This window comes from Anaerobacillus sp. QJM3NY_17 (genome assembly GCF_056173665.1).
Window position 1 is genome coordinate 2,819,543 of the sequence record NZ_CM149685.1, and the last position, 10,794, is coordinate 2,830,336.

The following is a 10,794-nucleotide window of genomic DNA, read 5'->3' on the forward strand; positions in this document are numbered from 1 at the left end:
AATTGAATGGTTTGCATTTCATTTTAAACGAAAAAAGTCAAAGTCAAGATACGCCTGACTTTGACTTTTTTTCGTATCATCTTCTTACTTTTTGTCGTCGTCTACCTCTTCATACTCAGCATCAACGACGTTATCATCTGCTTGTTCAGCTCCGCCTTCTTCGCCAGCTTGAGCCTGTTGAGCTTGTGCAGCCTGCTCATAGACTTTCATTGATAAGGCTTGAACGATTTCTTGAAGCTCATCTTTCGCAGTGCGAATTGCTTCAATGTCATCATTTTCAAGAGCTGCTTTCACTTTATCTTTTGCTTCATTAGCTTTTGTCACTTCTTCTTCCTCTACTTGACCTTCAAGGTCTTTTAGAGTTTTATCAGTAGTGAATACGAGCTGATCAGCTTCGTTACGTGTTTCAACTTCTTCACGACGCTGCTTATCTTCTTCAGCGTTAGCTTCAGCGTCTTTCACCATGTTTTCAATTTCGTCATCTGAAAGACCGCTTGAAGATTTGATTGTAATAGACTGTTCTTTATTCGTACCAAGATCCTTCGCGCGAACGTTCACGATACCGTTTTTGTCGATATCAAATGATACTTCGATTTGCGGAGTTCCTCGTGGTGCTGGAGGAATATCAGTCAGCTGGAAGCGACCAAGAGTCTTGTTATACTGAGCCATTTCGCGCTCACCTTGAAGAACATGAATGTCAACTGAAGGTTGGTTATCAGCTGCAGTTGAGAAAGTCTGTGACTTACTAGTTGGGATCGTTGTATTACGCTCGATAAGCTTCGTAAATACGCCACCCATTGTTTCAATACCAAGAGAAAGTGGAGTTACGTCAAGAAGAACAACGTCTTTCACATCTCCAGCAATAACACCAGCTTGAATTGCTGCACCAAGTGCAACGACTTCATCAGGGTTAACGCCTTTGTGTGGATCTTGTCCTGTTTCTTTCTTAATCGCATCTTGTACTGCAGGAATACGAGTAGATCCACCAACAAGAATTACTTTATCAAGTTCAGATGGTGACATTCCAGCATCTTTAAGAGCCTGACGAGTAGGTGCCATTGTACGCTCTACAAGATTTGCAGAAAGCTCTTCGAATTTAGCACGAGTTAGGTTAAGCTCAAGGTGTTTAGGACCTGAAGCATCCGCTGTGATAAATGGAAGAGAAATTTGAGTTTGTGCTACACCTGAAAGATCTTTCTTCGCTTTTTCAGCAGCATCTTTCAAACGTTGAAGTGCCATCTTATCCTGACCTAGGTCAACACCAGTATCTTTCTTAAATTCAGCTACTAGATGATCGATAATAACTTGGTCAAAGTCGTCACCACCAAGACGGTTATCACCAGCAGTAGACTTAACTTCAAATACGCCTCCGCCAAGTTCAAGGATTGATACGTCAAAAGTACCGCCACCAAGGTCAAATACTAGGATTGTTTGATCTTCATCTTCTTTATCAAGACCGTAAGCAAGCGCTGCAGCAGTTGGTTCGTTTACAATACGCTCTACTTCAAGTCCAGCGATTTTACCAGCATCTTTTGTTGCTTGACGCTCAGCATCGTTAAAGTAAGCAGGCACTGTAATAACCGCTTTTTCAACGCCTTCACCAAGATAATCTTCAGCGTAAGATTTTAGCTTCTGAAGAATGATCGCAGAAATTTCTTGAGGAGAAAATGATTTACCCTCAACGTCTTCTTTATGATCAGTACCCATATGACGCTTAATGGATTGAATTGTGTTTGGGTTTGTGATTGCTTGACGCTTCGCAACTTCACCTACTAGACGTTCTTCATCTTTAAATGCAACGACAGATGGAGTTGTACGGCTACCTTCCGGGTTCGGGATAACGGTAGCTTCTCCGCCTTCCATTACTGCAATACAAGAGTTTGTTGTACCTAAGTCAATACCGATAATTTTACTCATTACATTCTACCTCCTATTTCTTAATATGTAGTTAAGAGCTTACCTTTACCATTGCTGGTCGAAGGACGCGATCGTTTAGTTGATAGCCTTTTTGTAAGACCTCTACAACCACATCTGAATCATGTTCATCTGATTCAACCTGCATGACAGCCTGATGGAGATGCGGGTTGAATGCTTCTCCTACAGAACCAATTTCTTCGACACCTTCATTAGCAAGTGCCTCTTTCAACTGACGATACACCATTTCCATTCCGGTAAGCAATGACGTTACTTGCTCACTATCGCTTTGAACAGCTAGTGCACGTTCGAAATTATCCATAGCTGGGAGTAACCCTTCAGCTAATTTTTGAGAACGGTATTTTGCATCTGCATTTCGTTCTTCACGCGTTCTGCGGCGGAAGTTATCGTATTCTGCCTGAGTGCGCATATATTTATTCTCAAGCTCTTCAACCTGCTGTTGCAAGTTCTCAAGCTCTTCATTTTCATTGGTTTCAGATACTTCAATCACTTCAGGTTCATCATTCTCTTCAGCATTTTGCTCAAGATTCTCTTCCTCTTCAGTTAGAAGTTCTTCTTCCTCTTGATGACTGTTTTGCTTTTCCACGAATTTCACCTCCCTAACGAAATATAACAAATCTTTCTCCCATAGAAAAGGATGGAAGAAATGTTTCTCCCACCTTCTTCACTATTACCAATTTACCAGTGTTTGAAACTTTGATATCGATCGGTCAAGGTTCGAGTAAGATCATTTGCTAGAAAACCAAGAATACTCATTGAACGATGATATTCCATTCTAGTCGGGCCAAGCAAAGCGATAGAGCCCATTCGCTTGCCTTCTATGAAATAGTCGGCGGTTACGATGCTACAATGCTGCATCGCCTCAAGATCATTTTCCTGACCAATTTTAACTTCAATTCCATTTTTCTCAGGTCGAAGTATGTTATACATAACGTCTTCTTGTTCAAATGTATTAAGTAACAACCTGACTTTATCAATATCTTTGAATTCAGGTTGGGTCAGAATATTAGTCTTGCCTCCGTAATACACTTTTTCAGCATTGGTATAGAGAAAAAGATTTTCAAGCATTGTATTAACCTGATTATAATTTTCAATATGTTTCTTTAAGACAGTTGCCATTTCTTTCATCATTGTCGACTTCAAGGAGATTAGTGGAACGTCCTTCAAGCGTTCATTCATGATGTTCACAACTTTTTCAATATCAGACATACTGACCGAAGGCGGGATTTGCATTGTTCGGTTCTCGACATGTCCACTGTCAGCTACCAAAATCACAACGGCCGTATCCTTTGACAAGGGAATGATCTGAATTTGTCGAAGTTTCGTTTCAAATACTTCAGGTCCAAGAATAATGGACGTATATTGAGTTAGCTCTGAAAGTATTCCAGCAGATTGTTGAATCACTTTCTCTACTTCCACCATTCTCTCTGCAAAAAGAGAATGAATGTTATTCACATCTTTTTTCGAAAGCACAGGTGGAGACAGAAGATGATCAACATAAAAACGATATCCCTTTTCAGAAGGTACTCTTCCAGAAGAACTATGTGTCTTCTCGATGTAGCCCATCTCTTCAAGGTCCGCAAGTTCATTACGAATGGTTGCAGAACTGAATGTCACATCTTCACGCTTGGAAATCGTGCGTGATCCAACAGGCTCAGCCGTTTGAATGTAGTCATTAATCAATAACTGCAAAATGAATAGTTGACGTTCTGTTAACATCTCCTCATCACCTCTGTTAGCACTCTAATGTGCCGAGTGCTAAATCTATTAATAAGGTAACAGAAACTTATTTTAGTTGTCAATCATTACGTTAATCATTATTGTGACTAAACATTTCCAACAATAGAAAGGCTCTTAATTATCGCTTTATCGGGGTACTCTGAAGACCACCATCACTATCTTAGTTAACAACCTAAGGGCCTAATTGACAACGATGTCACTAGATAGCAAGAAATTCTTGAAATACTTCATTGCCTAAAAAGAAGCCTTGCTCTGTCAATGCAATATGTGATCCAGTATCTTTCAAGAGGTCGCTTCGGACTAACTTTTCAATTTGTTCACTAAAAACTTCCTCAATCGACTGATTAAATTTATACTTAAACGTCTCTTTTGAAACGCCCTCTCTCATTCGAAGGCCCATAAACATTTCTTCTTCCATTCGTTCGTTTTTCGTTAGAACATTGTCATCCATATACGGAAACTTGTTCTCATCTATTTTAGTCATATATTGCTTAAGCGGACCAGCATTTGCTCGTCGTACCCCATCAATATAGCTGTGAGCACCCGCACCTATTCCATAGTACTCATTATTCTTCCAGTACGTTATGTTGTGTCGGCTCTCGTATCCAGGCTTTGCGAAGTTACTAATCTCATACTGCAAAAGACCAGCTTCCTCAAGGCGTTTCATTAGAAGCTCATACATATCAGCTTCAGCTTCTTCCGTTGGAAGAGGTAATTCTCCTTTACGCCATTTGTTATAAAACACTGTTTTCTTCTCTACCTGCAAGGAATAAGAAGAAATATGAGTAATCCCTAATTCAATTGCTTTTGTAATCGACTCTGAGAATTGTTCAATAGTTTGTTCTGGTAATCCAAACATCAGATCCAGTGAGAGGTTAACAAAGCCCTCACTCTGAGCCATCTGAACAATTTCTCCGATTTCTTCAACGGAATGACCTCTGCCAAGCTTGTTTAGAAGCGTATCTTGGAATGCCTGAGCTCCGATACTTAATCGATTCACACCGTACTTCTTCATAATTCGAAGCTTCTCAGGTGTGACACTCCCAGGATTTGCCTCCATTGAAAACTCGAGGTGCTCGGATACATACGGACCAAAGCGTTCTTGAACGTCTTTTAAAAAGCGCTCAAGCTGCGCTTCGTTTAATGCTGTAGGTGTTCCTCCACCTACAAATATTGTGTCTATTCGATTGGTCGGGAATCGCTCCAATGTATTTTTCATTTCAGTATCCATATGAGCTAAATAGTCATCCACAGGCTGACCTTGCATAAAAACTTTATTAAAATCACAATAGTGGCATATATAGTCACAGAACGGAATGTGTAAATAAACAGCGTTAACCATTTCAATCACTGCTTTCTGGCATAATGTAAAGACCGCAGAAACGCTCTGCGGTCTTCTAACCTACATAGTATAAAAATCAACTCAGCACTTCAACTAAAGCACCTTAATTATTCTTCGTGTTATCCTGACGGAGGACAGCCATAAATGCTTCTTGAGGCACTTCTACTTTACCTACCGTTTTCATTCGTTTCTTACCTTCTTTTTGTTTTTCAAGAAGCTTACGCTTACGAGAAATATCTCCACCGTAACATTTTGCTAGTACGTTTTTACGCATAGCTTTGATTGTAGAACGGGCAACAATTTTCTGTCCAATAGAAGCCTGAATCGGGACTTCAAATTGCTGTCTTGGGATAAGGTCTTTCAATGTCTCAGTAATGTCTTTACCACGGTCATAGGCAAAGTCTCTGTGAACGATAATGGATAGAGCATCAATTGTCTCACCATTAAGAAGAATGTCCATTTTAACAAGGTTTGAAGCTCTATACCCAATTAATTCGTAGTCGAAGGACGCATAGCCTTTCGTACTTGACTTCAATTGATCAAAGAAATCATAAACAATTTCGGAAAGAGGAATATGATAGACAATATTCACACGACTTTCATCCATATATTGCATATCGATAAAGTCACCGCGTTTACCCTGACATAATTCCATAATAGCACCGACATAATCATTAGGTGACATAATTGTCGCCTTTACATATGGTTCTTGCACTTCCGCAATAGATTGCGCATCAGGCATCATTGCAGGGTTATCGATAATCACTTCTTCTCCGTCTGTTAGTTTAACTTGATAAATAACACTCGGAGCCGTCGTAATCAAATCAATGTTAAATTCTCGTTCAATCCGCTCCTGCACGATTTCCATATGAAGAAGTCCAAGGAAACCACAGCGGAAACCAAAGCCGAGTGCCTGAGATGTTTCTGCTTCGTATTGAAGCGAAGAATCGTTTAACTCAAGACGTTCAAGAGCCTCGCGGAGATCATTGTATTGCGCTGAGTCTACTGGATAAAGACCACAGTATACCATTGGATTCATTCTCCGATAACCAGGCAGAGGAGTTGCAGCAGGATTTTTCACAGCTGTAATTGTATCCCCTACACGAGAATCTCCCACATTCTTAATCGCTGCAGTAAGGAAACCAACATCGCCGACAGAAAGTTCTTTCTTAGATACCGGCTTAGGATTAAACACGCCAAGCTCATTTACTTCAAATTCTTTACCTGTCGCCATCATACGGATCTTATCGCCGACCTTAACAGATCCCTCTGTTATTCGAATATAAGCAACTACTCCCCTATATGGATCATAAAGAGAATCAAAGATAAGCGCTTGAAGCGGCCCTTCAGGATCTCCTTGTGGCGCGGGTACTTTCTCCACAATTTGTTCTAGAATGTCTTCTATACCAATTCCAGACTTAGCTGAAGCAAGCACTGCGTCAGAAGCATCCAATCCAATTACATCTTCTACTTCTTGCCTCACTCGTTCAGGCTCAGCACTCGGTAAATCGATCTTATTAATAACTGGAAGGATTTCTAAATCATTATCAAGAGCAAGGTAAACGTTCGCTAGCGTTTGAGCTTCAATTCCCTGTGCTGCATCAACAATTAATAATGCTCCTTCACAAGCTGCCAGGCTCCTAGATACTTCATAAGAGAAGTCGACATGTCCTGGTGTATCGATTAAATGAAAAATGTACTCTTCTCCATCTTTCGCTGTATAAGTAAGCTGAACAGAATTCAGTTTAATCGTAATTCCTCTTTCACGTTCGAGATCCATCGCATCGAGCGTTTGAGCTTTCATTTCACGGTCAGTTAACGCACCTGTCCGTTCTAAAATGCGGTCTGCAAGAGTCGATTTTCCATGGTCGATATGAGCAATAATGGAAAAATTTCGAATCCTGGACTGTCTTTTCAATTTTTCTTCAAGGTTCATCTACAATCACTCCTAAGGCGAAACTACGCTAGTATAGATTATAGCAATACCGCTGTCCAGATTCAATCCGGAATCCACCCATTTACATAGACTATGAATTTCTCTTAGAAATTCCTCTCTTTTTTTACAAGAAAAAATAACACTCTGTGACCTTTCAAGACTCAAATAATATATAAAATAACTTAGCTTTGTTAACTTATACTTTCGATTCTCGATTTTTAACATAGCCAATAATTTAAAAAAGGCCGCAAATGCGACCTTTATGATTGAAAAAAGGAAAGAAATGTCGTAATTAATGTGAATACAAACGCTAAAAGGGTTTTGATTAATGCTGATAACCAGTTACTAAGCTTTGAACCGAGGTCTCCTAGCACATTAAATTCATTTGCACCTTCTAACGTTTCTTGTTTATTTTGGAGATCGCTTTGTGTAATGGATGTTCCTAAAATTTCAGCTTCAACACCATTGGATGCAGTCTTGATTTGAAAAGCTCCAGTACTCTCATGATCCTGCATATGATTCATATTTCTAGAAGCTTGTTCCATTCCAAGAAGCACACCAAACAAAAGCAATGAAACAAGAAGAAAACATTTAAGAAAAAAAGATACCATCACTTCGGCCCCTTCCTGAAATAGCTCGTCCTTCAGTAATACCTATGCAAAAAAAACCAAAATATACTCAATGGGTATACATTCCACTGTTTTGTTGGTTTACTTCACCATGAAGGCAGCTATTAAGCCCTCCAGATATGACATTCGCCATATCTTCTATAAAAACATCTACTTCTTTAGGTGTAACCATTAAGTTGTGTCCCATAGGAGCAAGAACCTCTCGGATTAAATTACGTTTTTCTTCATCTTCTAACGTACCAATCATACCAAGAAATGTTTGTCTTTTCTCTGCATCCGGGAGATCATCCTCGGTATATGTTTTTCTTTCTCCGAAAGTCATTCCCGCAGGAGCTAACGATTTCGATGGCTTTCCTTTTTCCTTCAACTCTCTTCCAAAATGTTTCAAAATAAAATCAATCGTATCACTCGTTATAGAGACAGCGTCAACAACTGTTGGTATGCCAATCGCTATTACTGGTATGCCGAGTGTATCAAAGCTTAGCTCCTTACGCTTATTTCCTACACCTGAACCTGGATGGATTCCTGTATCAGAAATTTGTATAGTTGTATTTACACGCTCGATTGATCTTGAAGCAAGCGCATCTATTGCAATCACGAAATCAGGCTTAGCTTTTTCAATAACCCCATGTATAATATCGCTCGTTTCAATCCCGGTTACCCCCATGACACCTGGAGTAATTGCGCTTACAGGGCGAAACCCTTCTGAAACAGTTTCTGGTTGAAGCTCAAATAAGTGGTTTGTAATGAGCAAATTTGAAACAACTAATGGCCCTAGTGAATCTGGGGTAACATTCCAATTGCCGAGCCCAACAATAAGACAACTCGCTTCTTTCGCAATATTCTGTTGTTTAAGGAAAGCCGCAAATTCATGAGCAAAGACATCCTGAACGGTTTGTTGAAGAGCAGAGTCTTTTCGACGAATTCCCTGTACCTCGAAGGTAAGATAATGACCAGCTTTTTTTCCTATCTCTTTCTCACCCTCTTCTGTCACTTCAACGGTTGTAATATTTACTCCCTTTTCATTTCTTTCTTTCACAATAACGCCTTTAAGCCCATCAGGCTTATCTTCTTTCATGCTTTTTGCTTTTTTCTCTTTCACCATTTCTTGCGCTTCAACCGCAAGATCTGTTCTCACCTGATATTTTTCTAGATCAACGAATCCCATCAGATCACCTCTCATTCTATCTGTTACATGTTAGCGTAACCCTGAAATAAGGTTTTCATTCTCTATTGCAATTCATTGTGCTATTTGATAGAATGTTTCTTGTTCTATGCACGGATATGACATGGAATTGTTAAGCCTTGCAAGGAGGTGAAAGGTATGCCAAATATTAAATCTGCGGTTAAACGCGTTAGAACTCAATCTGATCGTCGCGCTAATAACCTCGCTTTCAAATCTGAAATGCGTTCTGCAATCAAGACTTTTGAAGCGAAAGTTGAAGCAAAAGACGTTGAAGCTGCGAAAACAGCTCTTAACCAAGCTTCTAAGCGCATCGACAAAGCTGCTGATAAAGGAATCATTCATAGAAACACAGTAGCACGTAAAAAATCTCGTCTAACTAAAATGTACAACGAGATTTCAGCGTAATTCCTTAAAACGTTAAAAGCTGTTGGGGCAACCCAACAGCTTTTTTATGTGTTTTTAATTTTAGTAACTAACAATTCAAGAATAAGTTTTTTATCCATTCTACCTGTTTTCATTTCATAATCCGATTCTGCGATTTGGTCTAGAATAAAACGCAACTTTTCTTCATGAAAACTTCGACTTTGCTGCTGTGCAATTTTAACCGCGTAAGGATGCAATTTAAGTGTCGAAGCCATTTGCTTTTGACCATAACCTCGCTTAGAAAGTTCACTAACCTGGTATATAATTCGAAACTGCCTGCCGATTAAAGAAAGAATTTTGATTGGTTCTTCATTTATTTTTAATAAATCATATAAAATACGAAAGGCTTTATCTAGGTCTTTTCTAACAATCCGGTCTATTAGCGCAAAAATATCATTTTCTAATGTTCTTGCAACAAGGAGATCAACAACCTCCGCATTGACAACTCCACCCTCACCAACGTATAGAGCCATTTTATCAATTTCCTGCTGCAATAACATCAAATGACTACCTGTTAATTGAACAAGCCTCTCTTCACCTTCCTGGTCAAATGTAACACCATTCTCTTTTGCTCGTTGCTGAAGCCAGTCCCCAAGATGACTTTCTTGTAAAGCCTCAGCTTTCACAAAGGCTCCTGCTTTCTTAATTGATTTTACCAATTTTTTTCTCTCATCCAGCTTTTCATAAGGTGCTTCAATAATGAGTATCGTAAAAGGAGAAGGGTTTTCAGCATATCGTTGAAGGGAATCAAGATCATGCTCAACTTTGCTTTTGTCCCTACTAGCAGCTGTTAAAAACAAAGGATTCTTTACTATTATCACCCGTTTCTCCCCGAGAAACGGCAGCGTTTCAGCATCTTCTACGGCAGCTTGTACGGGGGTTTCGTTTAGATCATAATAAGCAAGTCCAAATTCTCTTTCCTCTTCAGGTAGTGCCTGTTCAATGATCATTTTTTGCAGCTCATCAATTAGGAAAGCTTCTGTTCCTGTTAAGAGATATAGTGGATCTAACTTGTTCTGTTTGATTTTCTTTTTTAAGTCTGAAATGGACATTTATGTACACCTCGATTTTATTCGTCCATTCCTATCCTAATAGCAGACAACAAAGTTGGCAAGTAGAAAAGGGAAGCCGGCTGCTACAACCAGCCTCCCATTTATAGTAAACGCTGCTCCGTAAGGCCTAGGACTCTTACCAAGCAACGATGTTCGGTGTGTAGTAGATAGGATATCCTATGCAAAGTTAAAGTATGGGTGACAACTCTTTACAGGAAAGGGAGTGATTTTTTCGCATAAATTACGTTCATTAAAAACGTAAACAGTTCATGGATAATAAAGACATGAGGAATAATACATGATACAATATTGTTTGAAATGTACATTTAAAGGAAAACCCCTACATAAAGACTACATAGGTAGTTAACAGTGAATACTATTGGGGAAGCAGGAGGGAAGGCAAATGAACGAGTTCGAAAAAGATGTTCAAGCTAAGGAGAACGACGCTGTCCAATCAGCTGTTGGCTTTGCAGTACCATTTTTATTCTTTTCCATCATTTTCTTCACGGCTGTAATTATTAAAGCGCTAGGCTAAATAGACTGCCCCAGGC

At 39.5% G+C, this 10,794-nt stretch carries 10 protein-coding genes; 2 read left to right on the forward strand and 8 right to left on the reverse strand.

The genetic code is table 11. From position 1 onward, the window contains the following. Positions 1 to 84: 84 nt before the first annotated feature. The 7 genes from dnaK to gpr form a co-directional block, all read right to left on the reverse strand. Positions 85 to 1,917 (reverse strand): molecular chaperone DnaK, encoded by a 1,833-nt coding sequence (dnaK, locus tag AC0VYV_RS14815; protein ID WP_194219500.1) that lies wholly within the window; start codon positions 1,915 to 1,917, stop codon positions 85 to 87. Positions 1,918 to 1,948: 31 nt separating this feature from the next. Beyond that, positions 1,949 to 2,521 (reverse strand): nucleotide exchange factor GrpE, encoded by a 573-nt coding sequence (grpE, locus tag AC0VYV_RS14820; protein WP_194219499.1) that lies wholly within the window; start codon positions 2,519 to 2,521, stop codon positions 1,949 to 1,951. A 92-nt stretch (positions 2,522 to 2,613) separates the two neighbouring features. Then, positions 2,614 to 3,654: a heat-inducible transcriptional repressor HrcA gene (gene hrcA, locus AC0VYV_RS14825; protein WP_226614406.1), complete on the reverse strand. Its 1,041-nt coding sequence runs from the start codon at positions 3,652 to 3,654 to the stop codon at positions 2,614 to 2,616. 220 nt (positions 3,655 to 3,874) lie between these two features. Then, positions 3,875 to 5,017, reverse strand: a complete 1,143-nt coding sequence (hemW, locus tag AC0VYV_RS14830; protein ID WP_194219650.1) for a radical SAM family heme chaperone HemW — start codon at positions 5,015 to 5,017, stop codon at positions 3,875 to 3,877. A gap of 103 nt (positions 5,018 to 5,120) precedes the next feature. After that, positions 5,121 to 6,953, reverse strand: coding sequence for a translation elongation factor 4 (gene lepA / locus AC0VYV_RS14835; RefSeq protein WP_194219497.1), 1,833 nt, complete (start codon positions 6,951 to 6,953; stop codon positions 5,121 to 5,123). 260 nt (positions 6,954 to 7,213) lie between these two features. Then, complete coding sequence (locus AC0VYV_RS14840) at positions 7,214 to 7,564, reverse strand: DUF3679 domain-containing protein (protein ID WP_475372685.1); 351 nt, start codon at positions 7,562 to 7,564, stop codon at positions 7,214 to 7,216. Between the two features lie 67 nt (positions 7,565 to 7,631). Beyond that, positions 7,632 to 8,750, reverse strand: a complete 1,119-nt coding sequence (gene gpr, locus AC0VYV_RS14845) for a GPR endopeptidase (RefSeq protein ID WP_430244173.1) — start codon at positions 8,748 to 8,750, stop codon at positions 7,632 to 7,634. Between the two features lie 156 nt (positions 8,751 to 8,906). Here gpr and rpsT point away from each other — a divergent pair, with 156 nt between their 5' ends. Then, positions 8,907 to 9,173, forward strand: coding sequence for a 30S ribosomal protein S20 (gene rpsT, locus AC0VYV_RS14850; RefSeq protein ID WP_194219495.1), 267 nt, complete (start codon positions 8,907 to 8,909; stop codon positions 9,171 to 9,173). 44 nt (positions 9,174 to 9,217) lie between these two features. On the opposite strand, the gene holA is transcribed toward rpsT, so the two are convergent. Then, positions 9,218 to 10,243 carry a DNA polymerase III subunit delta gene (gene holA / locus AC0VYV_RS14855; RefSeq protein ID WP_475373945.1) on the reverse strand — a complete coding sequence of 342 codons (1,026 nt, stop codon included), beginning with the start codon at positions 10,241 to 10,243 and terminating at the stop codon, positions 9,218 to 9,220. A gap of 403 nt (positions 10,244 to 10,646) precedes the next feature. Here holA and AC0VYV_RS14860 point away from each other — a divergent pair, with 403 nt between their 5' ends. Beyond that, entirely contained in the window at positions 10,647 to 10,778 is a 132-nt protein-coding gene (locus tag AC0VYV_RS14860; RefSeq protein WP_194219493.1) for a YqzM family protein, read from the forward strand. Positions 10,779 to 10,794 lie beyond the last annotated feature (16 nt).

What these genes read in the sequence shown, in the direction of transcription:
- gpr (WP_430244173.1), bottom strand. Translation starts at nt 8,750, where the DNA reads ATGGGATTCGTTGATCTAGAAAAATATCAGGTGAGAACAGATCTTGCG.
- rpsT (WP_194219495.1), top strand. Translation starts at nt 8,907, where the DNA reads ATGCCAAATATTAAATCTGCGGTTAAACGCGTTAGAACTCAATCTGAT.
- holA (WP_475373945.1), bottom strand. Translation starts at nt 10,243, where the DNA reads ATGTCCATTTCAGACTTAAAAAAGAAAATCAAACAGAACAAGTTAGAT.
- hemW (WP_194219650.1), bottom strand. Translation starts at nt 5,017, where the DNA reads ATGGTTAACGCTGTTTATTTACACATTCCGTTCTGTGACTATATATGC.
- AC0VYV_RS14860 (WP_194219493.1), top strand. Translation starts at nt 10,647, where the DNA reads ATGAACGAGTTCGAAAAAGATGTTCAAGCTAAGGAGAACGACGCTGTC.
- lepA (WP_194219497.1), bottom strand. Translation starts at nt 6,953, where the DNA reads ATGAACCTTGAAGAAAAATTGAAAAGACAGTCCAGGATTCGAAATTTT.
- dnaK (WP_194219500.1), bottom strand. Translation starts at nt 1,917, where the DNA reads ATGAGTAAAATTATCGGTATTGACTTAGGTACAACAAACTCTTGTATT.
- AC0VYV_RS14840 (WP_475372685.1), bottom strand. Translation starts at nt 7,564, where the DNA reads ATGGTATCTTTTTTTCTTAAATGTTTTCTTCTTGTTTCATTGCTTTTG.
- hrcA (WP_226614406.1), bottom strand. Translation starts at nt 3,654, where the DNA reads ATGTTAACAGAACGTCAACTATTCATTTTGCAGTTATTGATTAATGAC.